The 25,511-nt window shown below is 40.6% G+C and carries 28 protein-coding genes; 14 read left to right on the plus strand and 14 right to left on the minus strand.

Annotated elements, in window-relative coordinates; all coding sequences use genetic code 11:
• Together BW139_RS01000 and proB are read right to left on the minus strand one after the other, a co-directional pair.
• Complete coding sequence (locus BW139_RS01000; RefSeq protein ID WP_008111110.1) at window positions 1–360, minus strand: glutathione S-transferase N-terminal domain-containing protein; 360 nt, start codon at window positions 358–360, stop codon at window positions 1–3.
• A gap of 106 nt (window positions 361–466) precedes the next feature.
• Window positions 467–1,570, minus strand: coding sequence for a glutamate 5-kinase (proB, locus tag BW139_RS01005; protein ID WP_054201823.1), 1,104 nt, complete (start codon window positions 1,568–1,570; stop codon window positions 467–469).
• A gap of 131 nt (window positions 1,571–1,701) precedes the next feature.
• On the opposite strand from proB, the gene BW139_RS01010 reads away from it, so the two are divergent.
• Entirely contained in the window at window positions 1,702–2,661 is a 960-nt protein-coding gene (locus BW139_RS01010) for a DMT family transporter (RefSeq protein ID WP_033102849.1), read from the plus strand.
• On the opposite strand, the gene BW139_RS01015 is transcribed toward BW139_RS01010, so the two are convergent.
• From BW139_RS01015 to pdsO, 3 genes are read right to left on the minus strand one after another with little or no spacing between them, the layout of a single operon-like run.
• Window positions 2,556–3,161: a class GN sortase gene (locus BW139_RS01015; protein WP_076918358.1), complete on the minus strand. Its 606-nt coding sequence runs from the start codon at window positions 3,159–3,161 to the stop codon at window positions 2,556–2,558. The two genes, BW139_RS01010 and BW139_RS01015, sit on opposite strands and share 106 nt — an antisense overlap.
• Complete coding sequence (locus BW139_RS01020; protein WP_076918359.1) at window positions 3,158–5,158, minus strand: marine proteobacterial sortase target protein; 2,001 nt, start codon at window positions 5,156–5,158, stop codon at window positions 3,158–3,160. Before BW139_RS01020 ends, BW139_RS01015 begins: the two co-directional genes overlap by 4 nt.
• A gap of 26 nt (window positions 5,159–5,184) precedes the next feature.
• On the minus strand, window positions 5,185–5,910 hold the full coding sequence (pdsO, locus tag BW139_RS01025; RefSeq protein WP_076918360.1) for a sortase-associated OmpA-like protein PdsO: 726 nt from the start codon (window positions 5,908–5,910) through the stop codon (window positions 5,185–5,187).
• A gap of 226 nt (window positions 5,911–6,136) precedes the next feature.
• Here pdsO and pdsR point away from each other — a divergent pair, with 226 nt between their 5' ends.
• The 3 genes from pdsR (at window position 6,137) to BW139_RS18465 (ending at window position 9,249) form a co-directional block, all read left to right on the plus strand.
• Entirely contained in the window at window positions 6,137–6,832 is a 696-nt protein-coding gene (pdsR, locus tag BW139_RS01030; RefSeq protein ID WP_076918361.1) for a proteobacterial dedicated sortase system response regulator, read from the plus strand.
• Entirely contained in the window at window positions 6,826–8,961 is a 2,136-nt protein-coding gene (gene pdsS, locus BW139_RS01035; protein WP_076918362.1) for a proteobacterial dedicated sortase system histidine kinase, read from the plus strand. Before pdsR ends, pdsS begins: the two co-directional genes overlap by 7 nt.
• 132 nt (window positions 8,962–9,093) lie before the next feature.
• Window positions 9,094–9,249, plus strand: coding sequence for a hypothetical protein (locus BW139_RS18465; RefSeq protein WP_175611387.1), 156 nt, complete (start codon window positions 9,094–9,096; stop codon window positions 9,247–9,249).
• A gap of 18 nt (window positions 9,250–9,267) precedes the next feature.
• Here BW139_RS18465 and BW139_RS01040 read toward each other — a convergent pair whose 3' ends face one another.
• Window positions 9,268–10,509 carry a multifunctional CCA addition/repair protein gene (locus BW139_RS01040; RefSeq protein ID WP_076918468.1) on the minus strand — a complete coding sequence of 414 codons (1,242 nt, stop codon included), beginning with the start codon at window positions 10,507–10,509 and terminating at the stop codon, window positions 9,268–9,270.
• A 136-nt stretch (window positions 10,510–10,645) separates the two neighbouring features.
• Between BW139_RS01040 and BW139_RS01045 the strand changes: the two genes are divergently transcribed.
• Window positions 10,646–10,864 (plus strand): hypothetical protein, encoded by a 219-nt coding sequence (locus BW139_RS01045; protein ID WP_076918363.1) that lies wholly within the window; start codon window positions 10,646–10,648, stop codon window positions 10,862–10,864.
• Between the two features lie 5 nt (window positions 10,865–10,869).
• Here the strand turns inward: BW139_RS01045 and BW139_RS01050 are convergent, their stop codons facing one another.
• The 5 genes from BW139_RS01050 to BW139_RS01070 all read right to left on the minus strand — a co-directional run bounded on the left by BW139_RS01050 (window position 10,870) and on the right by BW139_RS01070 (window position 16,183).
• Window positions 10,870–12,021: a murein transglycosylase domain-containing protein gene (locus BW139_RS01050; RefSeq protein ID WP_076918364.1), complete on the minus strand. Its 1,152-nt coding sequence runs from the start codon at window positions 12,019–12,021 to the stop codon at window positions 10,870–10,872.
• Window positions 12,022–12,056: 35 nt separating this feature from the next.
• Window positions 12,057–12,557, minus strand: coding sequence for a DUF1543 domain-containing protein (locus BW139_RS01055; protein WP_010387662.1), 501 nt, complete (start codon window positions 12,555–12,557; stop codon window positions 12,057–12,059).
• Between the two features lie 272 nt (window positions 12,558–12,829).
• On the minus strand, window positions 12,830–14,191 hold the full coding sequence (locus tag BW139_RS01060; RefSeq protein ID WP_076918365.1) for a sigma 54-interacting transcriptional regulator: 1,362 nt from the start codon (window positions 14,189–14,191) through the stop codon (window positions 12,830–12,832).
• A 2-nt stretch (window positions 14,192–14,193) separates the two neighbouring features.
• Window positions 14,194–14,727, minus strand: a complete 534-nt coding sequence (locus tag BW139_RS01065) for a hypothetical protein (RefSeq protein WP_054201834.1) — start codon at window positions 14,725–14,727, stop codon at window positions 14,194–14,196.
• Between the two features lies 1 nt (window position 14,728).
• On the minus strand, window positions 14,729–16,183 hold the full coding sequence (locus tag BW139_RS01070; RefSeq protein WP_076918366.1) for a HAMP domain-containing sensor histidine kinase: 1,455 nt from the start codon (window positions 16,181–16,183) through the stop codon (window positions 14,729–14,731).
• 304 nt (window positions 16,184–16,487) lie between these two features.
• On the opposite strand from BW139_RS01070, the gene BW139_RS01075 reads away from it, so the two are divergent.
• From BW139_RS01075 to BW139_RS01095, 5 genes are all read left to right on the plus strand, one after another.
• The gene (locus tag BW139_RS01075) at window positions 16,488–16,709 is read left to right on the plus strand and encodes an EF-hand domain-containing protein (protein ID WP_076918367.1); all 222 of its coding nucleotides are present in this window, start codon (window positions 16,488–16,490) and stop codon (window positions 16,707–16,709) included.
• 12 nt (window positions 16,710–16,721) lie between these two features.
• On the plus strand, window positions 16,722–16,949 hold the full coding sequence (locus tag BW139_RS01080) for a hypothetical protein (RefSeq protein WP_076918368.1): 228 nt from the start codon (window positions 16,722–16,724) through the stop codon (window positions 16,947–16,949).
• Window positions 16,950–17,105: 156 nt separating this feature from the next.
• A complete protein-coding gene (locus BW139_RS01085) occupies window positions 17,106–17,342 on the plus strand; it encodes an EF-hand domain-containing protein (RefSeq protein ID WP_076918369.1) in 237 nt (78 codons plus the stop codon).
• Window positions 17,343–17,350: 8 nt separating this feature from the next.
• Window positions 17,351–17,587 (plus strand): calcium-binding protein, encoded by a 237-nt coding sequence (locus tag BW139_RS01090; RefSeq protein WP_076918370.1) that lies wholly within the window; start codon window positions 17,351–17,353, stop codon window positions 17,585–17,587.
• A 206-nt stretch (window positions 17,588–17,793) separates the two neighbouring features.
• Window positions 17,794–19,482: an amidohydrolase gene (locus BW139_RS01095; RefSeq protein ID WP_076918371.1), complete on the plus strand. Its 1,689-nt coding sequence runs from the start codon at window positions 17,794–17,796 to the stop codon at window positions 19,480–19,482.
• A 25-nt stretch (window positions 19,483–19,507) separates the two neighbouring features.
• Here the strand turns inward: BW139_RS01095 and BW139_RS01100 are convergent, their stop codons facing one another.
• Window positions 19,508–19,744, minus strand: a complete 237-nt coding sequence (locus BW139_RS01100; RefSeq protein ID WP_076918372.1) for a YgjV family protein — start codon at window positions 19,742–19,744, stop codon at window positions 19,508–19,510.
• 278 nt (window positions 19,745–20,022) lie between these two features.
• Here BW139_RS01100 and BW139_RS01105 point away from each other — a divergent pair, with 278 nt between their 5' ends.
• Window positions 20,023–20,679 (plus strand): Crp/Fnr family transcriptional regulator, encoded by a 657-nt coding sequence (locus BW139_RS01105; RefSeq protein WP_076918373.1) that lies wholly within the window; start codon window positions 20,023–20,025, stop codon window positions 20,677–20,679.
• 49 nt (window positions 20,680–20,728) lie between these two features.
• Here the strand turns inward: BW139_RS01105 and BW139_RS01110 are convergent, their stop codons facing one another.
• Together BW139_RS01110 and pepB are read right to left on the minus strand one after the other, a co-directional pair.
• Window positions 20,729–21,295 carry a phosphoribosyltransferase gene (locus BW139_RS01110; RefSeq protein WP_008111161.1) on the minus strand — a complete coding sequence of 189 codons (567 nt, stop codon included), beginning with the start codon at window positions 21,293–21,295 and terminating at the stop codon, window positions 20,729–20,731.
• Window positions 21,296–21,470: 175 nt separating this feature from the next.
• A complete protein-coding gene (pepB, locus tag BW139_RS01115; protein ID WP_054201839.1) occupies window positions 21,471–22,769 on the minus strand; it encodes an aminopeptidase PepB in 1,299 nt (432 codons plus the stop codon).
• A 144-nt stretch (window positions 22,770–22,913) separates the two neighbouring features.
• Here pepB and sfsA point away from each other — a divergent pair, with 144 nt between their 5' ends.
• The 3 genes from sfsA (at window position 22,914) to gluQRS (ending at window position 25,267) form a co-directional block, all read left to right on the plus strand.
• Entirely contained in the window at window positions 22,914–23,633 is a 720-nt protein-coding gene (sfsA, locus tag BW139_RS01120) for a DNA/RNA nuclease SfsA (protein WP_076918374.1), read from the plus strand.
• Between the two features lie 281 nt (window positions 23,634–23,914).
• On the plus strand, window positions 23,915–24,358 hold the full coding sequence (dksA, locus tag BW139_RS01125; RefSeq protein WP_008111170.1) for an RNA polymerase-binding protein DksA: 444 nt from the start codon (window positions 23,915–23,917) through the stop codon (window positions 24,356–24,358).
• Window positions 24,359–24,370: 12 nt separating this feature from the next.
• A complete protein-coding gene (gene gluQRS / locus BW139_RS01130; protein WP_076918375.1) occupies window positions 24,371–25,267 on the plus strand; it encodes a tRNA glutamyl-Q(34) synthetase GluQRS in 897 nt (298 codons plus the stop codon).
• Window positions 25,268–25,511 lie beyond the last annotated feature (244 nt).

Raw genomic sequence — 25,511 nt, forward strand, 5'->3', positions numbered from 1 at the left:
TTAAGCGGCTACTTTGTTTAAGTAAGCAATAATATCGTTTGATTCATAAAGCCATTTTACTTGGCCATCTTGCTCAATACGTAAACAAGGTACTTTAACTTTTCCGCCTTGCTCTAATAGCTCTTGGCGGTATTGCTCATCATTTTTTGCATCGCGTGTTTCAATTTTTAAGCCTTCACGCTTAATTGAACGGCGCACTTTTACACAAAAAGGGCATGCTTTGAATTGATAGAGCTTAAATTGTGCGGTTTGCTGATCAAGCTTAGTTTGCTCTTGCGGATCACGTTTTTTGCTACGCGGCGTAAAAACAAAATTAAAAAATAAGATGATACAACCTAAAACCCAGCGAACTAATTTCATCTTCAATACTCTTTACAACAAATTTAAGGTGCAAGATTTTAACACAAAAAAGCGCAACACTATAAGCGGATTATACGTTGCGCTATATCGTTAAAAAAGTGCTTAATTACAACACCACCATATCATCTCTGTGTAGCACTTCCACGCCGCTATCGTAATCAAGTAAATGGCTGATTTGATTAGAGTGTGCGCCTTTTATTTTATCGATTTCAAGATGACTAAAGCGAGTTAACCCCCGTGCAATAATTTGCTGGTTTACATCAATTAAGTTAATTAAATCTCCACGTTCAAATTCACCTATTGCACGCGTAATGCCCTTAGCAAGTAAACTAGCCCCTTTAGATTGCAATGCATGCACCGCACCGGCATCAATTAAAATTTGGCCACTACTTTTAGGCCCTGCCAATAACCATTTTTTTCGGCCATCTTTAGGAGCGGTAAGTTTTAAAAAGCGAGTGCCTGGTAGTTGCTCGCTCATGCATTTTAAAATCACGTTTTCATCAGCGCCTTTGGCAATAATCACCTCAACCCCAGCTCTTCTGGCAATATCTGCTGCCTGCAGTTTGGTTGCCATACCCCCTGTGCCTAGGTTTGTACCACTGCCACCCGCTAGTTGGCGTAACTCATCATTAATATGAGTAACTTCGTCAATCAAGGTGGCGTTAATGTCGGTGCGCGGATCGCTGGTAAATAACCCTTGTTGGTCGGTCAGTAGCAGCAATTTATCGGCATTGGCTAAAATAGCCACCAATGCCGACAAGTTATCGTTGTCACCTACTTTTATTTCGCTAGTAGCAACTGCGTCGTTTTCATTAATGATCGGCACAACATCATAGTTTAATAAGGCATTGAGGGTATCGCGGGCATTTAAATAACGCTCTCTGTCGTCAACATCCGCGCGCGTTAGTAGCATTTGCCCGACGTTAACGCCATATAACGCAAATAAACTTTGCCAAATATGAATGAGTTGCCCCTGTCCAATGGCGGCCAACATTTGTTTGTCTATTAATGTGCGCCCACAGGGTTTTAATAGCTGTTCGCGACCTGCGGCAACCGCACCGCTTGATACCAAAATAACGTGATGACCTTGCTTTTTTAGCTCACAGCATTGGCGAACAAGTTCCACCATATGTGCTTTGTCTAACTTATCGGTACCGCCAGTGAGTACGCTTGTACCTAGCTTTACAACTACGACCTGATCCCTTTGCATGTTTTTTACTTTGCGCAATAAATGATGCATTTATTTATACCAGTTCGGTATTTTTGAACAAGTAAAAAATATTCAATCACCCCCTCTGCGTGCTAGGATCGCACTATATTCAACCGTTTAAATTCCGCCTTATGCCTGCCAGTTTATGTTTAATTATTGCCACCTTTTTGTGGGGTAGCTCCTTTATTGCACTTAAATACGCGATTGCGATTTATGATCCGGCCTTGGTGATATTTTTACGTATGCTCACCACTTTACTGATTTCGTTATGTTTATGGCGTTACGTAATTCGTTTTGAATATTTAAAAGGCGATTGGAAATACTTATTAGGCATGTCGCTGGCAGAGCCTTGCTTGTACTTTTTATTTGAAGGCCACGCAATGGAATATACCTCTGCATCTCAGGCGGGGGTGATTGTTTCTTGTTTACCCATTATCGTGGCATTTTTAGCATTTTTCATGCTCAAAGAGCATATTAGTAAAGCTATTGTGGTGGGTTTTACGCTGTGTATTGGCGGCAGTATTTTACTGACCTTGCTCTCACCGAGTTCAAGCCAAGCACCAAACCCGTTACTGGGGAATTTTTTAGAATTAATGGCCATGGTGTGCGCGGCATTTTATACCGTGTGTATAAAGCATTTAGCTAACCGCTACTCCCCACTCACATTGATTGCTCTGCAAGGCGTGAGTGGTAGTTTATTTTTTGCTCCGTTTTTATTGTTTATTGACCTACCCAGCGAAAACCAACACGATTTAACCGCACTAATGAGCATTTTGTACTTAGGCTCTTGTGTTACTTTGGGTGGGTACGGTATGTACAACTACGCAATTAGTAAAGTGTCGGTGTTAACCGCAGCGGCTTACTCTAATTTAATTCCAATTTTCACTTTAATTTTGTCAGCCATTATCCTTAACGAAGTACTGACACTTGGCCAGTGGATCAGCATATTTGTAGTGTTTATAGGCGTAATGATTAGTCAACGCCATCAAGAGCTGGTGGTCGATATTCCTAACTCAACTTCGGGTGAGGATATTTCTGCCGACACTAACCATCTTAAATCGGTACCCGAGGCCAGTGAATCAAAAGGGTAACAGGTTAATAAATACAACCCTAATTGATGCAAAAAATCGGTGTTGTGCTGATGAATTACCTCAACGTGTGTTACTGAATAATGCTGTACTTGGCCATTTTTAAGTTGTAGAGAAAATTGTTCCCCCACTTTAGCGTTTTTTAAAAACGCAAAGTGGGTATCGTTGTGGCCAGCAATAAGTGCTCCTTGCGAGTTACCAAAATCAGCCCCACCTAACTCCCCAGCTGGTAAAAAGTGGCTCGGCGCAAACGCTAAGTTTCTACCACTTGCACCATCAAGCACGGTTAGTCGTTTATTATGCTTTGGCCATATTATTTGTGCCACCGGGTAGCTATCAGCATAAAACCACGGCTTAATTTTTTTATTGGGCGATTTAAGGGTTGTTTGCCAAGCTTGCTCTATTAACACTTGTGCAAGCCACGCCTTTGCCTGCATGTATACACCATGGCCAAACAAGCTCAAACCTAAGGCAAGTAAACCTATGCTTAGCCATTTTTTCATTTACAGCGCCTTACTAACAAAAGACCACCTAGAAGTAGTAATGCTCCAAACACAATATGCATTTTGCTTTGCCCATCTGTTTGCGGCAAGCGCATGGTCATTCCTTGTGGCATAGTATTAGCCACTTGTGTGCTTTGTTTAGCAACTTCTTTTATGGTCGTCTCTTCTATGGCAATAAACGCAGTAAATGGGCTAAGTAATTGATGCTCAAGCGCGAGCTGCTGCACTTGCTGTTTTACAACACTTTGTTGGTTGTATAACAATAACGACTTTATTTTTTGACGTGCCCAAAGCTTATCAATTCCTGTGGCTTTTGAACTTGCTTGCGGATTAAGCTTAACCTTAAACTCCCCATGCGCAGTTTGCCCCGTAAAAGTAATTGTATCGGTAGTGTCTAATTTAATAGCCACCATAATGGGCTCAGCAAAATATAGGTCAGGCAAAGGTGAGGGCCAAAAATCTAAGCTGTCTCCATTTGTATTTGTTAACGCTAAATTAGTCATAGCCGGGTGAGCAAGTTTATCAAACAACTGCTGCATTTTCGGCTGCACATCATGAGCACTGCTTATAAAGGTGTAAGTTCCCTTGCCTATATCAGCGGCACGACGCATAAAATAACGGTTAGGCGCGCTACCAATGCCCACGGTAAATAAACGGCTATCACCTAAGGTATGCGCAATATGTTTAAATAACCGATCTTCGTTACTTACGCTACCATCGGTTAAAAATACAACTTGGCGTACAAACCCTTCAAACTGCGTACCATCAAGTACCGCATCAAGTGCGCCTTTTATTTCAGTTCCGCCATCGGCTTGTAAGTTATAAATAAAACGCTCTGCGCGACGTAAATTGAAGTCACTGGCAATTAATGGGGTCTCACTCATGGCTGCAACCTCATTATTAAAACTGACAATATTGAAGCTATCATCACTATCTAATAATGATAATGCGTAAAACAGCGCTTTTTTAGCTTGTTCAATAGACTGCCCATGCATAGATCCCGAGGTATCAACTACAAACACCATTTCACGCGGTAAACGCTGAGATTGAATAAAACTATCGCTTGGCGGCATTAACATTGCTAACGCATACTGCTCACCATTTTGTGCTTGCTGAGTAAAAAGTGCAGCTTGCGCTTGTGCTATTTGTAGTGGCTTAAACTCAAGTACAAAATCTCTATTTATGGCTTGCTGTGGTTTTAGCACAATGCTGTATTGCCCAAATGCAGGGTTTTCAATATTAACTTGATGGTACTTAGCGTTTATATCAACCAATTCTAAGCCTATATCCATGTTAATTGTTAAGCTTAAATCGCTGGCATTTGCCGCCTCATTGGTTTGTTTTGTGTAAACAGGGCTTAACCAACCCTGTGGAGTGAACGAAGGTGCATTAGCGCTTTTTATCGCATGTGTATCTTGTTCATCGTTAACTTCCCCTGTTATTGCATGATAGCGTGGCGTAATTGTAGTTGGAAAATGAATCGCAAAGATTCCGTGTTGGTAATCAATAATCTCTTGATACTCAAGCGTTATAACTATTTCTTCTCCTGGCCCTACATTTGCCACATTTGTAATAAACATATTTGCACGCTGCTGTCGCAGCAATGAAGCTTGTTTGCCTGCTTTTTTGGCAGCTTGGTACTGTTTTTCAGCTTGGCGTTTTTTTGCTATTTTACCTTTAATAACTCGCTCGCCAATGCGCATGGTCATTGCTTGCACGGCGCTTTCATCGGGTAAAGGAAATACATAACGTGCATTTACGGCAAAAGGGTTTTCATTTATGTAGTGCTGCGTTACTACAACACGATTAATTAGCCCTGTTAGGGTCATTTTTGCATCGCTTTTTAAAATAACCCCAGGGTTAACCGCCACTCCTTGGCTATCAAACAAGGATAGTTTTGGCGACTGTGCATGGCTTTTAAAGCTGGCTAAAAGCACGATGATAATAAAAATAAAAAGGCTTACCTTGGTAAGCACTTTGGTGGGTTTACTCAACATAAATCACTCCATCGAACGCCTTGCGATTAATTGCTTGCTGTTTGATCAGTTGTTTGATTAAGCGCACGGGTGGTGAGGGTAACGCGTCTATCAAAAAAGTTATCTTCAAGGGTGTTACTATTTGCTATGCTTTGCTGCTCGCCAAACGCTTGTGCGCTTAAACGTGTATGGCTAACCCCCTGTTTAATTAAGTAACTTTGTACGGCGTTTACTCTGGCTTTTGAAAGTAATAAATTTGCTTGCTCTGCACCGCGCTGATCGGCAAAGCCACTTAAATCGAGTGCGAGTTGCGGTTGGCTTTTTAATAACGCTACCAATTGATCAAGCTGCTTGGCAAAATGAGGAGCAATATCGCTAGAGCCTGTTTTAAATTGCACTGTCATCGCCAATAAATTATTAAGTTGTGATTGGGTTAGTTGCTCATTTTGTTGCGCCAGTAGTTCAAGTTGCGCCTCTAGGTGACTGTTATGATTAATTACGTGCTGGTAGTCGTTGGTTTTCTCTGCCATTACAGTTAAAGCTTGCTGCTGCTCAGCAATGGTTTGCTCAGCCACCTTGGCATCGCCAATCAAACCACCAGCAAATGCGCCTACAAACGCGCCGATTGGCCCACCAACAACACCACCAATAATGGCACCGGTGCTCAGGCCAACAATTGTTTCTTTTTTTGCTTCTTTTGATGGGGTATCCGCAGCAAATACTGGCGTACAAAAAGTGCTAACAAGTGTGAGTGCGATTAATGTTTTCTTCATGGTCTATTCCTTACTATTAATAATGATTGGCAAGCTATTGGTTGGCACTTGCGTTGTATTGGTAATTTCAATAACTTTATTAAAACACCATGAAGTGGCAATAAAGGGGAGTAAAAATGGCAAACTGCTGAGCAATTGTGGCAAAAAAATGGCAATTGTGTTTTTAACCGTACTTAGCGCAAAAACTTCGCTATAGTGCGCCTAAGTCAATATGAGTAATTAAAAAATGAAGAAAATAGCTATCGTTGAAGATGAAACTGCCATTCGCGAAAACTACATAGAAATGCTGAGCGCTCAAGGCTATCAGGTAAGTGGTTATGAAAGCCGCCCTCAAGCAGAAGTAGCTTTTAAAGAAGCACTCCCCGATTTAGCCATTGTTGATATTGGCTTAGGCCATGAAATAGATGGCGGCTTTTTACTGTGCCAAACACTGCGTTCACTTTCTAAAACCTTACCAATTATTTTTTTAACCGCTCGCGACAGCGAAATAGACACCGTATGCGGTCTGCGCATGGGCGCCGATGACTACTTAACCAAAGATATTAGCTTAGCGCATTTAGCCGCGCGTATTGGTGCGCTATTTCGCCGTATGGAAGCATTAGAGCAGCCTGCCGATGCTAATGCATTAATAACTCGTGGCCAACTAACACTCGACACGCAACGCATGCAGGTGCTTTGGCAGCAACAGTTGGTTGATTTAACCGTGACTGAGTTTTGGATGCTGCACTCACTCGCCCAACGACCTGGCCACGTTAAAAGCCGTAATGAGTTAATGAGCGATGCTAAAATTTATGTAGACGACAGCACCATTACCTCGCATGTAAAACGTATTCGTAAAAAGTTTATAGCTCTCGATAGCCAGTTTGACTGTATAGATACCGTGTATGGCATGGGCTATAGGTGGGAGCAACCCACATGCTGAGATTTGGCCTACGCAGTAAATTTATCCTACTTTCGTGCTTTTTGTTTTTGTTGCCATGGTTAGGCTACGAATATGTATGGGAAATGGAAAAGTTTTTACGCCAAGGCCAAGAAAAAACGTTGGTAGGCACTACACGCGCACTCGCCACGGCCTTGCATGAACGCCCCGCTTTATTTGACGAACAAACCAACTTTTTAGACCAAGTTGTAAAAGGCCGCGATCTCTATGCTTATAATTTAAAAAGCCCAATTCAGCTCGATGGTAAACTCAGCGACTGGGACGCTTACCAATCGCTGTTTTGGCTGTATGACAAACGCTACTTACAAACAGCCAATGATAACCACCAACTCAGCGATTTATCATTTAGCCACATGGTAGGTAAGTTTGATAATTACTTATATGCTGTATTTAAAGTCACAGATGACACTGTAATTTACCGTGCTAAAAACAGCCTCAGCATTACCAATAATGACTATGTAAAAATTGGCCTAAAAAACCCTGATGGGCAATTTAATACTTATATTATTGCTCCGCGCCAAGATGGCTGGGTCAACGCATTTGATGCCAGTAGTAAAATGCCTTTTACTAAAATTCAGGGTTTCTTTAAACGTACAAACACAGGTTACAACCTTGAGCTGCGCTTTCCTTTGAGTATGCTTGGCAATAAACTAGGATTTGCCATTGCCGATGTTGATAGTAAACAACCAAACCAACCCCCTAGTATTATGTCTACATCGAACTTAAATAACCCGAATGATTTAGGCTCGGTACTGGTGCCCTCCCCTGAGATAAACCGTATATTAAAAGGCATGGGCCACAGCGGCAGTCGCATATGGGTGGTCGATAATCATCACCGTGTATTAGCGCAATCGGGCAGTATTCAAAATGCCGATGGCGTATGGGCCGATGGGCTAAAAAATCAAGCGCCAAAAACTGCGTGGCAGCGCTTTGAACAAGCCTATTTACATCCTTTGTATTATAAAATTTTAACGCGTCCTGAAGATGAATTTATAGATACCTTACACGATGTAGCTTCAATGCAAGGCGCTCATTTAGCCAAAGCACTGAAAGGTCAACCGGCCTCGTCTTGGCGACTCACTCCCGATAACAAAGCGGTAATATTATCGGCTGCGTATCCTATTTGGATCGAGGATAAGGTTATTGGGGCAGTTATAGCTGAAGAAACCACCAATGGCGTGCGTACACTGCGTAATAAATCGCTGGAAAAACTATTTAATGTGATTTTAGCGGTCATGTTAATTGGCACAGTCACTTTGTTCTTTTTTGCCTCACGTATATCGAGCCGTATTAGGCGACTACGAGATACAGCAGAGCAAGCCATTGATGCGCAAGGACGAGTAACGGGCCATATAAATTACAGCGATGCCAATGACGAAATTGGCGACCTGTCGCGTAGCTTTTCAAATATAGTGAGCCGACTTGGTGGCTATACCGATTATTTAGAAAATATGTCGTCGCGCTTATCTCACGAGCTGCGCACACCGGTTGCGGTTGTCCGTTCATCTCTTGAAAACTTACAAAGCTTGCAGCAAAGTGAACTGAGTCAAAAATACCTTGAACGTGCCAGCGAAGGGGTTGAGCGCTTAGGAAAAATAATTACCACCATGAGCGAGGCTACCCGCCTTGAGCAAAGTATTCAAAGTAATGAGCCAGAGCAGTTTGATTTACAAAAAGTAATTAGTGGCTGTATGCAGGGCTACCAGCTTACTTATCCTAACCAGTTATTTACACTCAACATTTGCCAAAGCACACTGCCAATGCAAGGTGCCCCTGAATTTATAGCGCAACTGCTCGATAAGCTAATTAATAATGCCTTGGAATTTAGTGAAGCTAACACCGCAATTGAAGTCAGCCTGAAGCAAAGCGAAAACAAAGCAACATTAACGGTAAGTAATACAGGTACTTTATTGCCTGAGGGGCTTACTGAACATATTTTTGATTCCATGGTATCGATACGCAGCCAGCAAATGCAGCAACAACCGCATTTAGGTTTAGGACTTTATATTGTCAGGCTGGTGTGTGATTACCACAAAGGCACAGTAACGGCGCACAATAATGAGCAAGGTAATGGAGTGCTGTTTACTGTGAGCTTGCCTTTAAATAATTAAACAAAAAGCGGTTTAATTATAAGCCGCCTTGTATTAAAGCTTTGCAGTTACAATTTAATACACACTCAAGTGTAACGATTCACTTTTAATTCATTTGCTCAGCCTTAGTCTACTCACCTAGGAGGAGTCAAAATGAAAGAGTTACTAGAACCCGAAGAAATAGAGTTTATTTTCGATTTATATCGTCCTAATGCAGCCAATAACCATGCTCAAGAGGGCGCGACTAAAAACCCCAAGGTAAGTAATAAACAAGCCATGCAAGCTGAGGTTTTAGCTCGTAGTGCTTAACTACATAAATCTTACAAGTTAACCATTAAGCTGTAAAAACGCTTTAATGCAGTCTATTTCTGCCTGCTTGACCGTCTCGCCTATTTCGGGGCCTTTTTTGCCGTTTTTAAGCGCGTCTTGCACTATCTGCTTTTTATCCATTTTTTGTAGTTCATTGTGAATAGCACGTAATTTAGCGGCTTGTGGATAGGGCTTATCCACCAGTGTTTCGCCTCGCCCTTGTGCATCACACTGGCACGCTTGAGTAAAGGCAATAAAACGCTCTGGGTGCACTAGTGCATTTAAATTAGTGACGATTAATTTATGAATAGTTTGCGGTCTTAACTGTTCAAGCGTGTGGCAAAGGGTATGGTTATCACTGGTAAGCACGCCTATATCACGAAAGCGATTAGGCACTTTTAAACGTTCACAAAAGGCCTCAACTACAGCAACCCCTTCACGTTCATGGCCGCGTAAATTACCGCATTTTTTATAGCTTAGCGCTTTACCAAAATCATGAGTTAAAGCGGCAAAACGTGTTTCTAGGTTGAAGCCTAAATCGGCTGCTCGTCTAAGCACTAGCATAGTATGGACAAACACATCGCCCTCGGGATGATGATTTGCCGGCTGCGGGGTGTTTTTCATCTGTTCTATTTCAGGAAAAATACCTAACCCATCTAATGCTTGAAAATAAAGCTCGGGGTGTTTTTCGCCAAGCGCTTTTTCTGTTTCAAGCCAAACTCGCTCAGGCACTAAATGTTCCAGCTCGCCTTTATTTTTAAGCTCATGCATTAATGCAGTAGTACTTGGATGAATAGACCAGTCACTACCATAACGGGCTAAAAAGCGAGCAATACGTAATACCCGAACAGGGTCTTCTACAAATGCTTGGGTGGTGTGGCGCAGTATTTTATTTTTTAAATCAGCTTGACCATTAAAAGGATCAATAATAGTGCCGTTTTCGTCTAGCGCCATAGAGTTAATGGTTAAATCTCGGCGTGCTAAATCTTCTTCAAGGGTTACGTTTGGGCTGGCATCCACCACAAAGCCGGTATAACCTTTACCACTTTTACGCTCAGTGCGCCCTAGTGCATATTCTTCTTTAGTGTTTGGGTGTAAGTAAACTGGAAAATCGCTGCCAATGGGTAAAAATCCGAGCGCTTCCATTGTCTCTGGCGTTTCACCAATAACAACATAGTCATTATCTTTTGATTGTATGTTTAGCAGTTTATCTCGCACTGCTCCACCCACTAGGTAAACTTGCTTTAAACTCTGTTGCACTTTATTCCCAACCACTACTTTTAAGCTTTTCTTTGATGTTAATCATACCTAATAGTCATTAAAAAATCTGTGTTGTTTGCCAAGCTTTATTAAGCTCATTACAATAGCCCATTATTTTTTAATACCTAAACAGCGAATGAAAAACCACTCAGCAAAAAAAGAACTTATGTTACTGCCCATCCTTTTGGTGGTTATTATTATGTGTGTTGCAGGGCATTTCTTGCTACAGGCTAATTTTCAAGACAGCCATTTGGTTGAGTATTTGTTAGCTGCAATTCCATTTGCTATGTTTGGCTTAGTAATAATAGCCTTTAAAATGGCAGCCAAAAGTGAACAACAAGAAAATGATGAGTAAATAAGTTACTGATAGTTTTTTTCTGCTTTAGTGACTTTATATAAATAGCGTCTTGATTCCGCACGTGAGTGCTTAGTGGTGAGAATGTTATAAAACTGGCTTGAAGTAAGCTGATTTATTTGTGAAAACGCCACACTTCTATTTTTATTAAATATACGCAATACATTACCCGCCCCACCGTTATAAGACGAGATCATTGCAAAGTGCTTACTTTTATCGGTATTAATTTTATGTAAGTAATTATTTTTTAAAATACTTAAATACGCGCTGCCAATATCAATATTATGTTTTGGATTAAACAACACCGCTTTGGTTGGCTGCCCAGGTACTTTTTTAATTTTTTGATACACATCCCGCCCTGCAGTTGCGGGGATCACTTGCATTAATCCATAGGCGTTTGATGAGCTCACCGCATGTGGATTAAAGCTACTTTCGGTTTCAATAATGGCATAAATAAGTGCTGCCGATATTTGATATTTTTTTGCAGCCGCCAGCACATAAGCACTGTACTTTTGCTTTCTTAAATGAGCATTTTGCTCTACTAAATCAAAGCTAACCGACGAAATAAGATGCCCATACTGACGCCTTTTTTGTAAGCGATTACTCACTAAATAACGCGCAAATCGATTAGCACGCCAGCTATATTTTATGGGTAACTTATCTTGATCGAGCACTTGTTGGTATAAAAACGGCTCGCCTTCTAAAATTGGCGCTTCGCTGGTAAAAATATCGGTTTTATCGGGATCGCTAGAAGTCAGTAAGGTCATCACAATAGCCTGCTGTAACAAGCTTATTGTATTTTTTAACGCGATGGTTTCTACTTTTACAGTGCCTTGCTCAAAATCAATAATGGCACGAGCTTGGTAATCATTACTGTATTTTACGTATTTTTTGGCACTAGGTTGCTGAGTGTTTTGTTTACCCCACTTGCGCCCAACAACGCTTTCTAATGCGGCTAAAAGCTGTTTTACGCTACCAACCTGTGCCTTAATAGAACGGTGTGTTTTTTGTGCTTGCTTGTGAATTGCAACCACGTCAGTAGGATCGTTTTTTACTTGCTTTACCAGTTTATTTAAATCAACAACGGGCGGTAAACCTGACAGTGATTTACAGCCACTTAAGCCAACTAGCAAAAGTATAAACGCATACTTTTTCACACAACATCCTAATAAACTTAATAAATCCTCATTTATTATAATACATGATAACCAAACCAGTCAGGTTTAATTGTTTGTGCTTGACCACTTGGGGTTAGTTTAATATTAAGCTGGCTATCGAGTAAATCTATAGCAAAGCAATCATCAACATCATGTAAATCATCTTTATGTAGATGGCTAAGCCCTGCGAGTAAATCATTTTTAGCGCGCTGTTTTGCTTCTTCACTACTACTGGCAACATACAAAGCAAAGTCGTGTTGCTCTGCTAGTGAGTCGCTTCTGTAAGCACCTAAGTTAACAAAATAAAGCTGCTTATTTTGCTCTACATAACTATCAACTACCTCGACTTTATAACCATCAATGTGATTAACCGCCATGTAGCTATCCATGTGTACGCTATTTTTGTCGCCTACCCACTGACTTTTAAGCTTGCTATAAGTTTGCTCAATGTTTTGACCTACCACAAAGCGTACATCGTGCATTTCTATGTGGCAGCCTTGAATACGTCCACCTAAATACACCATAAATAACTGCATGCTCACTTCCTTTTTTAAAATTACATTAGGGCCTGTTGACCCTTGCGGATTAAAAGTTGTTCAAACAAGGGGCGATTTAATCGCGGCGCGAGGTTTGTAACCTAGTGGACTAAGTAAAAACCGAGCAACAAAGAGTTAATCGTCCCTTGGCAGAACCCTTTGGGCAGCGCTGTTTGGCATTGATGCTACGTTATCGCCTATTTATGGGGAATAACCACACAACATAGGCTCTGCCTTGCCTAAATACCAAACAGACTGCTGCAAATTTAACCTTAAAGGTCAACAGGCCCTAAACTATCTAGGTCAATTTCATGCTTTTTAATCAGCTTATAAAAATCAGAACGATTACGCTTGGCAAGCTTGGCACCTTCGGCCACATTACCCCCTGCCATTTTCAGGGTATTGATAACGTAATCTCGCTCAAACTCTTTTTTAGCGTCGTTAAGCGAAAGTGGCTCAACGTTATTTTCATTGCTATTTAACGCACTAAGCACTAAATGTTCAGATATAACGTCACTTGGTGTTAAGGCAACCACCTGCTCCACCACATTTTGTAATTGACGAATATTACCAGGCCAATCATATCTTACCAGTGCATGCATGGCATCGTTTGCAAAACGTTTTTCTTTTTGTTCCATACGTTTTGCAATATTGGCGCTAAAAAAGTTAGCTAATAAGCTAATATCTTCACGGCGCTCTCGCAGCGGAGGAAGTTTGAGGTTTACTACGTTTAAACGATAATATAAATCTTCTCTAAACTCTTGATTGCTAATAGCTTCAGGCAGGTTTTTATGGGTCGCTGAAACAATTCGCACATTAATGGGAATTTCTTCTTGAAAACCGACTGGGCGAATGGTTTTTTCTTGCAGCACGCGTAATAACTTAACTTGTAAATTTAGCGGCATATCCCCAATTTCATCTAAAAATAAGGTCCCCCCTTGCGCTTGCTGAAACAGGCCTTGGTGATCTTTTACCGCCCCTGTAAATGCGCCTTTTTTGTGACCAAATAACTCCGACTCTAATAACTCACCAGGGACTGCACCACAGTTAATAGCCACAAACGGGCCATCATTAACATGGCTGTGCTGATGAATTGCCTGTGCGAGCAGTTCTTTACCTGTACCACTGGCACCAGAGATAAGTACATTTACCTGAGTAGGACCTAGTAATTTAACTTGCTCTAGCAAATGCAACATAGCGCCACTGCGAGTAACAATATTGCTTTGCGGAGTAATATCATCATTATTCACTCCATGTATTTCTATAGCTTTTGCTAAGCTATCGAATAGCTCGTCTTTATCAACTGGCTTAGTAATAAAGGCAAATATGCCTTGCTTAGTCGCCTCTACCGCATCAGGAATTGAACCATGAGCCGTCATCATAATTACAGGTAGTGCTGGGTAGCGGCTTTGCAATTGTCGGTGCAGTGCCATTCCATCCATTTCATCCATTCTTAAATCGGTGATCACCGCATCAAATACTTGGCTTTTGAGTAGTTGTAAGGCGTTCATGCCACTATCACAGGTTGTTACTTCATAACCTTTTGATTGAATTCGAATTGCCAGTAACTGCAGCAAGCTGGCATCGTCATCAACGAGTAAAACTTTAGCGCTTGATGGAAGTGTGACTGACATAGCTACTGCTCCTTGGTTTCTTCACGTAATAAAAGTTGCTGTTCAATTGCAGCTAATGACGATAAGGTTTTTTGCATTTCAGCGTTTAATGCTTGCTGTTGTTTTTTTGCATTTATTTGCATTAATACCTGCTGTTTTTGCAGCCATAAATAGTGCTTTATATCATCTGGCCAATAGTACGCCTGATCTAGCTTAAGTAATTGACTCATAACAGTATCAGGGTCGCGACTAAGGTTAACGCATGCAGTATTAAAAAATGCCTTCAGTGCTTGCTCCCCTAAGTAAGTTTTATTGTCAGGCGTTAATTTAAAGCCACCACACTGATGGGCATGCCATGCAATAACTTGCGCTGCGGGCGGATACATAAGATCTAGTTTTGGCCGCGGCTTTGGATTGGGCTGGTTGCTTTTATTATCGGGCTGAGTTTGAGCTATTAGCTCAGGTTTAGCTGGTGTTTGAGTGTTTGTTAATTCACACCCAGATAAAAAAACGAGACTGCTGGTTAGCCATAAAATAGCCATTAAACGCGCAGACATATTATTTAACTCCTTTATTTTTATAGGGGATGACAATGTTAAATCGACAGCCTTGCGGCTCATTATGCTCAATAGTTAACTTACCCTGTAACTGTTCAACCGACTCTTTTACTATGGTAAGGCCTAAACCACTGCCTTGAAGACTAATCTCTTTACTGTGTTTACCTTGATAAAAAGCGCCAAAAACATATGCTTTTTCATGCTCTTTAATACCACAGCCCTCATCAGCGACCTGTATAATTAAGCTATTACTTTCTAAACTTAAGCTAATCGACACTGCTTGATTTGACTGGGAAAACTTTAAACCATTAGAGATTAACTGAATTAAAATCATTTCAATTAATTCTCTCGGTAAATTAAGTGCAACTGTCGGTAAGCTATTGTGCCAAATAAGCGACTGCTCTCGTGCATTTAACCTATGTTCAAAATGATTACTTACCTTTTTTATTAGCTGGTTAAATTCCACTTCACTAACATTATCTTTACTAGTTCGAATCGCGTTATAACTTAACAAGCTGTCTATCATAGTGCGTAATCTCACCATAGATTGACTGATTAACCCAAGCACTGCTTTTTGCTCATTATTAATTGGCCCAACAATTTCATCGGCTAATAATTCAGTCCCCTCAACCATGGAGGCCAAAGGCGTTTTTAACTCGTGAGTAACATGGCGTAAAAACGTATCTTTTTGCTGCTCTAGCATATGCAATTGCGCCTGCACCCACTGCAACTTGTTACCTAGTTCAATGAGTTCAGCTGATCCCTGCACTGATATTTTTTGCTGCCAATCTCCTTGGCCTAATTTATCAATAACAGAGGTTAAACCTTTTAAACGGCCACTTATACGCCATAAAAACCCACCCCCAACAAATAAGGTTAAAGGCGTAAGTGCTACTAACCAGTTTATAAAGGAGGCTTGTAAATTTGTCAGTTTAATTTGGTTTTGAGTGATTTTGGCTTCATTGGTTTCGCGCAGCCATACCGTTAGCTCTGCCAGTATTTCACTAATTGGCACAAACAATTCTGCTTGCTGACGAGCTTCAACCACCAGTTTGGTATGCGCTGTTTTTAGCGTATCTGTTAACCGTTGCCATTGTTGAGTATTTTTTTGGTTGCTAGAAAGCTGTTTAAGCTCATTTATATTATCCAGCGATGACTGCCATTTATCCACGATAAGCTCATCGAGTGAATCGCTTTTTAAAACCCAGTTTTGCCTTGTTGCCCTTTCTAAACTGTTGAGCTCTTGCTTAAGTGCATTAAATGACTTAGTCACTTGGTAGTTATTACTGACAATTTGCTGCGTGACCGCTAATTGTTTATTTAGTACATTTAAAAAAACAATAACTACAATAGACAAAGGCAATAGTGACAACAGCATGCTCATTATAAACTGGCCAATCAAATTAGGACGCCAATTTACCAATGCTTTATATTTTTCAGCCATGATTGCAGGCATACACTAATCCTTTACTACTTTTAAGCGCTCTATTATTAAGCGCTCAACTTATACACTCGCTGAACCAAGTACTTATTTGAGAATAAAATTGCCATAACGTCTCTAAATTGCGACAAGTTAAACACTTGATTTAAAAACAATAAAAAAACCTAACTGAGAAAATGTTGCATAAAACACACAACCGTCGGTAAATATTACTCATTAAAAACGCACAAAAAAATTAACCATATGATTTTTAAAGAAAATAAAAACTGGCACCATAATTGTAATGCGCTTATAAATATTAATTTTTAAAGGCCAAGGAATGACTAAATCTGCAGCATTAATAGCGTTATGTTTAACGAGTAGCCATTTATTTGCTCTTGATGTGAACACAGCATTTTACAGCTTAGATAAAGACAGCAACGGCACATTAAGCGAAGCAGAGGCCGGCGAAGATGCATTACTGCATGAGAATTTTACACAAATAGATACAAATGAAGACGGACAATTATCGTTTGATGAATTTAAACAGTTTATAAAATAAAGGAGTATATTTATGAAACAATTGATTGGTGCTTTTTCACTACTATTTTTAGCAATTAGCGCAACAGCATTGGCATCGTCGTTAAATGTACGTTTTATGCATTTAGATAAAAATATGGACGGCCAAATATCGCTCACAGAAGCAAAACAAGATAAACAGTTACTCAAGCAGTTTACTGATTTAGACAAAGACAATAACGAGATGATTTCTAAAAAAGAGTTCGATAACTTTAAACTTTAAGCTTAGATTCAAGTTTCGTTTTGTAGTATAGAGTTAAAAGCATTTGCCATAATCCCTGAGGGAGTGTGTAAACGGATTTAATGTTGGGAGTTAAATTATGGCAAGTGCTTTCTTTCATTACAGCCAGCAATTAAAATATACCTTGGAACGCCAACTATGAGAGTACTGCTTCCTTTTATTGGTGCTTTACTTTTTATCAGCCAAAGTGCATTCGCACTTGATGTAAAGCAACGCTTTGAGCATTTAGACACAAATAATGACGGGTATTTAACCCCTAGCGAGCTTGCTGCTCAGCCTCAGCTATTAAACTCATTTTCAAATTGGGATGAAAATCAAGATAACAGAATTTCTTTAACTGAGTTTAAAAACTACCTAACCACCAACTTGTACTGAGTATTTAGATGAAACCTATCCGCCATATTATTTTACTAACACTCTCTGTTTTTAGCTGTATGAGTTTTGCGACAAGCAGCTATATTGCCGAAAAGTTTGAAAAACTTGACCGCAATCAGGATGGCTTTTTGACTCGCTCTGAAGCCGCCAGTGATCCTGCTTTATGGTCACGCTTTAGCAGTTACGACCGTGATAAAGACGCACAATTGTCATTAAGCGAATACAGTTTGTACGCCAGTAAATAAATAGCCCCCTCAAGTGAAGCTTGGTTAACTTTCTCAAGCTTGAGAAAGTTAAACCTCTCCTTGTTAACCCACAGCCTATTTACCCTTAACTTGTTACTTGCTCTAGCTAAAAGCTGGGCTTATTCGACTATTAATAAATTATGCTATTGGTATTCTAAATTTGAGTTTGCTACTGTGATAGTACAAAAAATAACAACATGTCTCTTATGCAACTGAAAAAACTAATAAAACCGATATTGCTAGTAAGCCTTTGCGGCTTATCTAGCGTGGCAATAGCACAAACTAAAGTCATTTATAATGCCAATGGCTACTCACCTTTGTATAAAGGAAAAATGCGCCATGGCGAAGTAAACACATTTACAACCTTAGTCATAAAAGATGGCAAAGTAGTTAAAACCGGTCCAGACAACTTAAAAAATAGCTTTCCCGGCGCAACCCTAATTGACGCAGACGGTAAAACTTTACTCCCAGGGCTCATTGATGCGCATGGACATGTCATCGGACTGGGTAATAACTTGTCGCAACTTGATGTGCGCGGTGCTAAGTCGGTAGATGAAATAACCGCTAAGCTCAGCGAATTTGCTAAAGATAAAGAAGGTTGGATCATTGGTCGGGGCTGGAATCAAGAACTATGGTCAAACACCCGCTTTCCTACAGCCGCTGATTTAGACAAAGTCGTTAACGATCGCCCTGTTATTTTATCGCGAGTAGATAGCCACGCTATTTGGGTTAATTCAAAAGCATTAGAACTTGCCAATATTAACGCTGATACATTATCGCCTACGGGTGGAGAAATTATAAAAGATGAGTTTGGTAAACCCACCGGTATTTTTATTGATAAAGCAGAAACCTTGGTTACCCAGCATATGCCTGCAACGTCTGCACAATCGGTCAGTAATGCATTAGATGCCGCAGGTAAACACTTACTAAGCCTAGGCATTACCTCAACTCATGATGCAGGTATTGATAAAACCACTTGGCAAGTTTATAAACAACGCGCCGAGCTAGGTACGTTGCCGCTTAGAATTGTAGCGATGTTAAGTGCAGCAAGCCCAGATTTAAACATGATGCTTAAAGCGGGTCGCTATCAAGATGCACACGACTTTTTATCTATTCGCAGTGTGAAAATTTATGCCGATGGCGCATTAGGGTCTCGCGGTGCTGCGCTTATCGATGAATACGCTGATAGAGCCAACCACTTTGGCCTGATGCTTGAAACCCAAGAAAAATTAGAGCAATTATTTACACTCACCTTTAAAAACGGTTTTAGCGCAAATACCCACGCCATTGGCGATAGAGCCAATAAAATTGTGCTCGATGCCTATCAAAATGTATTTAAGCAAACCGGTGGCATACTGCTGCGTAACCGCATGGAACATGCGCAAATAGTTTCTCCCGCAGACATTCCACGCTTTAAAACCCTGAAAATAATCCCATCAATGCAACCGGTGCACGCCACATCAGACATGCATATGGCAGAGCAACGCTTAACTGATAAACAACTTCAAGGCGCTTATGCTTGGCAAACGTTCTTGGATCAGGGATCGACTATTGCAGCCGGTTCTGATTATCCCGTAGAGCTGGCGAACCCGTTTGATGGTTTATATTCAGCTATCACCCGCATGGATCATAATCAACTGCCTGAAAACGGTTGGCGTGCCAGTGAAGTATTAAGCAGAGAAGATGCATTACGTGCATTTACCCTTGGCGGCGCGTATGCAGCGCATCAAGAGTTTAAAGTAGGTAGTTTAGAGCAAGGTAAGTGGGCTGACTTTATTCTGGTTGATCAAGACTATTTTAAAGTGCCTATTGAGCAGCTTTACAAAACTCAGGTGCTGCAAACATGGATTGCAGGCAAGTTACGTTACCAAAAAGGTTCAGCAAAGTCTGAGTAAAAACAAAAAAGGGTTAACTTAAAAGTTAACCCTTTTTTGTATCAGCTTTAGACTGACGATATAACTTAATAATGTGATAAATATTGACCAGAGCTAATAAGCCATTAGTAAATGCCACCGGTACAGAACCGATTGCTGCACCGTAAAAAGTAAACGCAATACAGCCCAGTAAATTAAACCAACGTAGTTTGGTTACATCGGTCATGGTCAAGGATATAACTAATAAAGCGGATGCTAAATAACCTAAATATTCCCAACTCAATTGTTCTCTCCTAGGCTTTAGGTTAATATTACCAGCTAAACTTTAGTACATTATTAAAATATGCTGAACAGCAGTTTAAATAAAAAAGCTAACTTACCAATAAAACCTTAAAATATGCTGGTTTTACCCACAATTTTTTAATCATTACACGGTAGAATGAAGGCCATTTAACGCCATTAAATAAATAACAACGTGGGCAAGTTAGCGTAAATTCTTAATCTTAATGCTATCGTCATTAAGGTGTAATAAATAGGACAATTGTCCGAAGAGCATGATTGATGTTTCAATACCATTTTTCCAGTTACCTTGTTGAACAGCTGCTGACATTTGCCGGCAGTAGTTATCAGCAATCAAAAAAAGAAATATTAATACAGCAAGACCAACCACTCACTAAGTTGGTATTGGTGCGAAGTGGTACTGTATCGTTTAGTTACGATGTGGGGAATGGCCGACGCCTGCTACTTGGTCAGCTCGACTGCAACAACACCTTGATTGGCGAAATTGAAGCACTGAATAATAACCCGTGTATTTATACGGTAACCTGCTTCAGTGATGTGACGTACAATCTTATAGAGCTAAAGCATTGGCGTTCATTATTGCTCGATAAACCAGAGTTGAGCTTATACACAGCGCAAACAATTGCTGCTAAGTTCCAAGAAAATCAAAAGATTAACTTAGATAAACTGTTACTTCCCTTAAGCTACAACATTGCTAAAGACTGCTTATTACGTGCAGAAAATAACAACCCCACTTTATTGCGCGCCTACCCTACAGTAAACGCCGAAGCAGAACGCTTTGCAACCACTGAGCGTGCATACCGACGAGTAGTGAGTGAGTTGGTTGAAAAAAACCTAGTGCAACGAAGCACCCAAGGGCTGCAAGCTGTCGATATTCCTAAACTCAGTGAATATGTAGACAGCTTTGCACAGCTTTAAAGACAATAAAAAAGGCCATTAAGGCCTTTTTTATTGAACAAAATCACGTTTATTTTTCAAGTAAAATATCGTGGATTTTAGCTAAATCAGATTTACCTTCAATAATTTCATCCGGCGTTAACCCTGATAATTCATGCGGGAATACTAACCATTCTTCAGATTCATGAATGTAGTAATCAGGCACTGTATCAACTTTTGAATTTTTTGGCTTGTAGTATGGGCAAGCAATACGAATATCACGTGGTAAGTTTAAACGCATTAGCTCAGAAAGCTTCTCTTTTAACGCTACAATGCTACGACCTGAGTCAAACACATCATCCACAATTAACAATGAATCACCCGCATTCGCGTTTTCAACAATGTAGTGTAAACCATGTACTTTGATTTCTTTTGATTGCTTGCCAATACCGTAATAAGACGACGTACGCACCGCAATATGATCGGTTTCTATACCTTTGTAATCATAATATTCTTGAACTGCAATCCCAATTGGAGCACCACCGCGCCATATACCAATAATAAAATCTGGACGAAAGCCATCTTTATACACTTGTGCCGCTACGCGGAATGAATCTTCAAGTAATTGTTGAGCCGTGATATAGCACTTTTCTGACATAGTAAGGATCCCAGTGGTATGTATAATATTTGAGCGAGGTTTAAATGAAATAGATGCCCAAACACGTATTGGCGAAGGATTTTACCGTAAATAAAACAAAATTGCTTGTATGGCGGATAAAAAAATAGGCACCTTAAGGTACCTATTTTTTAACTAATTGCTTAATCTGAATTGATTAGGCCTTTTCAAGCAAGGTGCGCGCGACTGTACGCATACCTTGGGTAGTTGCACCTGAAGCCCACTGACTAGTGCCACCACCCATATTAAATGCAGCCGCTAAATCAATGTGTACCCAACCTTTGCCATCGTTTGGCACAAAGCGAGATAAGAAACCTGCTGCATTTGAAGCACCACCATAACCACCGCCTTTTTGTGCACGGCTGTTTGCTGTATCTGCATACGGTGATGGACAGTTTTGTTGATGCCACTTTTCAAGCGGTAATGGCCAAGCGGCTTCCATTTCTTGTGATGCAAAGTCTTCTACTTCACGCACTAACTCTTTATCAAGGGCAAATAACGCGTTGTATTCTTGACCAACGGCAACAAGGGCTGCGCCAGTTAATGTTGCTGCGTCAATAATAAGTGGTGCGCCAGTCTCACCTGCCGCCATTAGGCCATCAGCTAATACTAAACGGCCTTCAGCATCTGTGTTTACAATTTCAACGCTTGTGCCATTTTTGTAGGTAAGAATGTCACCTAGTTTGTATGCATGGCCGGAAATTAAGTTCTCTGCACAACATAAAAACAGCTTAATACGCTTTTCTACGCCACGATTAATAGCCAGCGCTAAACCTGCAGTTACCGTTGCCGCTCCACCCATGTCGCACTTCATGCCTAACATGCCTTCGCTAGATTTAATTGAGTAACCACCTGAGTCAAATGTAATACCTTTACCTACAAGTGCTGCGCTTACTGGTGCGTTATCATCGCCAGTTGGGTTGTAATCAAGCTCAAGTAATACAGGTGGGCGTTCACTACCACGACCTACAGCATGAATACCAATCCATTGCTGCTCTAATAGCGCATCGCCTTTTATTATTTGGTAGCTAACATGCTCTGGTGCCAGTGATTGAATAAATTCAGCCGCTTTTTCTGCTAGGCTCTCTGGGTAAATGTCATCGGCGGTGCCGTTAACCATTTCACGTGCCCACGTTGCTGAAGCTTTTAAATCAGCAAGTTCTTTTAAATCAGATTGTGCATTATCAACAAACTCAACACCGTGCAGTACTTTTGGTGATACAAAGCCTTGGTAAAATGCCCATTGGCTCTCTGTACACCAAACATCGCCTTCAAGCACAACACTTTTAATACCTTGGCTTGCAATAGTACGACCTGCTTTTTGCACGTTTTTTAATGTTTCTTGCTCAGATAAATGAACCGTTGCGCCGTGTTCGTTAAAAGATAGTGACGCACTTTCGCCCCAGTGTCCTGGTGCCGACTGCTCGCTTAATTGAACAACAAATTTTTCACTCATGTTAGAATATCCTTGCACTTAAATGTATGGTTGAGTTTACTATAGCGCGCCTAAGTTCCCAACAGCTTGCGGTAAATAACCTCAAATAGTCCGCAAAGTCTTATTTTACCTAACCTGAATTCTGGTTATATAAGGAAGTCATTAATGAAGTACACCCCGCCATTACAATCTGCTACGTTATTAAAACGTTACAAACGCTTTTTAGCTGATTTAGAGCTCAGTGATGGCAGCACTTTTACCGCTCACTGTGCTAATACGGGGAAAATGACGGGCTGCGCCGATGCCGGTTTTAATGCCTTTTATTCCACCAGCAGTAATACCAAACGAAAGTACCCACAGTCATTAGAGCTGACGCAAAATAACTTATCACAGCTTATTTGTGTAAATACAGCCGCTGCTAATAAAGTAGTTGAAGAAGCGATTAATGCTGAAGTAATTAAAGAGCTGACAGGCTATCAGCAAGTCCAAAGTGAAGTGAAATATGGCAGTGAAAACAGTCGCATCGACTTTTTACTTACCCACAGCAGTAAAGCCAATTGTTATGTTGAAGTTAAATCAGTCACGCTGCTGAGTGAAGAGCATCCACAAAGCGGCCAAGGTTACTTCCCAGATGCGCAAACAGTTCGTGGGCAAAAGCATATTCGTGAATTAATCGAAATGGTAAAACAAGGGCATCGTGCGATATTACTATTTGCGGTGCTGCATCAAGGGATCACACAAGTGAGTGCGGCGGCGCATATAGATTCAACCTATGCACAATTACTAAGCGAAGCGATTGAGCAAGGCGTAGAAGTATTAGCTTATAAAGCCCATATTTCTGCCAGTGAGGTAACTTTAGTTGAGAAAGTGGAGTTTGTTGAGTAAAAAGAGCGCATTTAAGCGTTGGTATTTCGCCACGCCCAAAAAATACTTAACCAAAAAGTAAAAATAAGTTGTTTTTATTGTTATTGCCCATATAACTACGCCAGTTTATAAACCAATACTGTGATAAGAAAGTATAAGTAGTGCTTTTACTACTTTTATATCACCAAACAGGGTTAAGCTAATTCGATTATTTAAAAATAAATTTGCCTAGGGTATGAGTTTCTGTTATTTATACCGCCGGCTAATGCTGAGGCATTAAATTAAGGATTTAGGAGAGAGTTATGCCAGACCAAAAAAGACATGGTTTATTGGCTCAAGCCGGTTTAGAACCATACCAAGAAAAACCGGGTGAAGAGTACATGAATGATGCACAACGTGCTCATTTTAAAACAATTTTAGAAACTTGGCGTAATGATTTACGTAACGAAGTTGATCGTACAAAATCACACATGCAAGACGAAGCAGCTAACTTTCCTGATCCCGTTGACCGCGCAGCACAAGAAGAAGAGTTCTCATTAGAGCTTCGTACTCGTGACCGCGAACGTAAGTTGATTAAGAAAATTGAAAAAACAATTATATTAATTAAAGAAGACGAATTTGGCTTTTGTGAGTCTTGTGGCATTGAAATTGGCATTCGCCGCTTAGAAGCGCGCCCTACTGCTGATTTATGTGTAGACTGTAAAACACTTGCTGAAATCAAAGAAAAGCAATCTGGACGCGGCTAATTAAGTATAGCCATGTCTTCTACAGCCGTTACTGCGCAAGTACCTAACTATCGCGGCCGATTTGCACCGTCCCCTTCCGGACCGTTACATTTTGGCTCACTTGTGGCGGCTGTAGGTAGCTACCTAGATGCAAAAGCAAACCAAGGAAAGTGGTTAGTTCGCATCGAAGACATAGACACCACTCGCGTTGTAAAAGGCGCCGCCACCGATATCCTAAATACCTTAGACGCCTACAACCTCAATTGGGATGAAAACGTTGTGTACCAAACACAGCGTCTTACTATCTACCAAGATGCCGTGCACTCTTTATCACAGCAACAGCTTGTGTATGCCTGCCAATGCTCCCGTAAGCAAATAAAAGCCCTCGGCGGCATTTATCAAGGGCAGTGTAAACACAGTCAACTAAATGAACAGGGGCATGCCCTGCGCTTAAGCCAATGCCATGCAACTGTTGATTATAACGACCTTATTCAAGGGCATATTGACGTTGATCCTGCCCTCGCTCATGAAGATTACATTATAAAACGCAGCGACGGTTTATTTGCCTATCAACTGGTGGTGGTTATTGATGACATTGAGCAAGGGATTAATCGTATTGTACGAGGCGCTGATTTAATTGAGCCGACTGCGCGTCAAATCAGTTTATTTAAACAACTTAATTGCCCTATTCCAGAATTTGCTCATTTACCTTTAGCGGTAGCAAAACCAGGATTTAAACTCTCTAAGCAAAATTATGCCCCTGCAATTTGCAAACAAAATCCAAAACCTACTTTAATAGCTGTATTTAAATTTTTAGGCCTGCCAATACATGAGCAATTAATGGATTTAACCTGCGAACAATTACTCGCTTGGGGCGTGGCACATTTTAATCTAAGCCTTGTTCCTGCTAAGCGCGAAATACAGATTTAACCTCCCATTACGTATTACGTGTAATTAATTCAAATAAAATCGTTAAAAATGGCTTAATTTCAGTGCTGCAACTTAATTTTTTTACCTTGCTGGTATATGATAGCCGCCTAAATATATGCTAATTACATTAAACGGTAAAAATAACGCTTTAAGCGAATACTTGCTGTGATTTTGATTGCAATGGCGAGCAAATCAACCGCTTCTCTAGGAGACAGACTATTATTTCCAAGCTTTTTCAATTTTG

Origin of the sequence: Pseudoalteromonas sp. SK18, assembly GCF_001974855.1 — a bacterium.
Classification (GTDB): domain Bacteria; phylum Pseudomonadota; class Gammaproteobacteria; order Enterobacterales; family Alteromonadaceae; genus Pseudoalteromonas.

Coding starts and splice junctions, on each gene's coding strand:
- BW139_RS01000 (WP_008111110.1), bottom strand. CDS start 360: ATGAAATTAGTTCGCTGGGTTTTAGGTTGTATCATCTTATTTTTTAAT.
- proB (WP_054201823.1), bottom strand. CDS start 1,570: ATGCAAAGGGATCAGGTCGTAGTTGTAAAGCTAGGTACAAGCGTACTC.
- BW139_RS01010 (WP_033102849.1), top strand. CDS start 1,702: ATGCCTGCCAGTTTATGTTTAATTATTGCCACCTTTTTGTGGGGTAGC.
- BW139_RS01015 (WP_076918358.1), bottom strand. CDS start 3,161: ATGAAAAAATGGCTAAGCATAGGTTTACTTGCCTTAGGTTTGAGCTTG.
- BW139_RS01020 (WP_076918359.1), bottom strand. CDS start 5,158: ATGTTGAGTAAACCCACCAAAGTGCTTACCAAGGTAAGCCTTTTTATT.
- pdsO (WP_076918360.1), bottom strand. CDS start 5,910: ATGAAGAAAACATTAATCGCACTCACACTTGTTAGCACTTTTTGTACG.
- pdsR (WP_076918361.1), top strand. CDS start 6,137: ATGAAGAAAATAGCTATCGTTGAAGATGAAACTGCCATTCGCGAAAAC.
- pdsS (WP_076918362.1), top strand. CDS start 6,826: ATGCTGAGATTTGGCCTACGCAGTAAATTTATCCTACTTTCGTGCTTT.
- BW139_RS18465 (WP_175611387.1), top strand. CDS start 9,094: ATGAAAGAGTTACTAGAACCCGAAGAAATAGAGTTTATTTTCGATTTA.
- BW139_RS01045 (WP_076918363.1), top strand. CDS start 10,646: ATGAAAAACCACTCAGCAAAAAAAGAACTTATGTTACTGCCCATCCTT.
- BW139_RS01055 (WP_010387662.1), bottom strand. CDS start 12,557: ATGCAGTTATTTATGGTGTATTTAGGTGGACGTATTCAAGGCTGCCAC.
- BW139_RS01060 (WP_076918365.1), bottom strand. CDS start 14,191: ATGTCAGTCACACTTCCATCAAGCGCTAAAGTTTTACTCGTTGATGAC.
- BW139_RS01065 (WP_054201834.1), bottom strand. CDS start 14,727: ATGTCTGCGCGTTTAATGGCTATTTTATGGCTAACCAGCAGTCTCGTT.
- BW139_RS01070 (WP_076918366.1), bottom strand. CDS start 16,183: ATGCCTGCAATCATGGCTGAAAAATATAAAGCATTGGTAAATTGGCGT.
- BW139_RS01075 (WP_076918367.1), top strand. CDS start 16,488: ATGACTAAATCTGCAGCATTAATAGCGTTATGTTTAACGAGTAGCCAT.
- BW139_RS01080 (WP_076918368.1), top strand. CDS start 16,722: ATGAAACAATTGATTGGTGCTTTTTCACTACTATTTTTAGCAATTAGC.
- BW139_RS01085 (WP_076918369.1), top strand. CDS start 17,106: ATGAGAGTACTGCTTCCTTTTATTGGTGCTTTACTTTTTATCAGCCAA.
- BW139_RS01090 (WP_076918370.1), top strand. CDS start 17,351: ATGAAACCTATCCGCCATATTATTTTACTAACACTCTCTGTTTTTAGC.
- BW139_RS01095 (WP_076918371.1), top strand. CDS start 17,794: ATGCAACTGAAAAAACTAATAAAACCGATATTGCTAGTAAGCCTTTGC.
- BW139_RS01105 (WP_076918373.1), top strand. CDS start 20,023: ATGTTTCAATACCATTTTTCCAGTTACCTTGTTGAACAGCTGCTGACA.
- BW139_RS01110 (WP_008111161.1), bottom strand. CDS start 21,295: ATGTCAGAAAAGTGCTATATCACGGCTCAACAATTACTTGAAGATTCA.
- pepB (WP_054201839.1), bottom strand. CDS start 22,769: ATGAGTGAAAAATTTGTTGTTCAATTAAGCGAGCAGTCGGCACCAGGA.
- sfsA (WP_076918374.1), top strand. CDS start 22,914: ATGAAGTACACCCCGCCATTACAATCTGCTACGTTATTAAAACGTTAC.
- dksA (WP_008111170.1), top strand. CDS start 23,915: ATGCCAGACCAAAAAAGACATGGTTTATTGGCTCAAGCCGGTTTAGAA.
- gluQRS (WP_076918375.1), top strand. CDS start 24,371: ATGTCTTCTACAGCCGTTACTGCGCAAGTACCTAACTATCGCGGCCGA.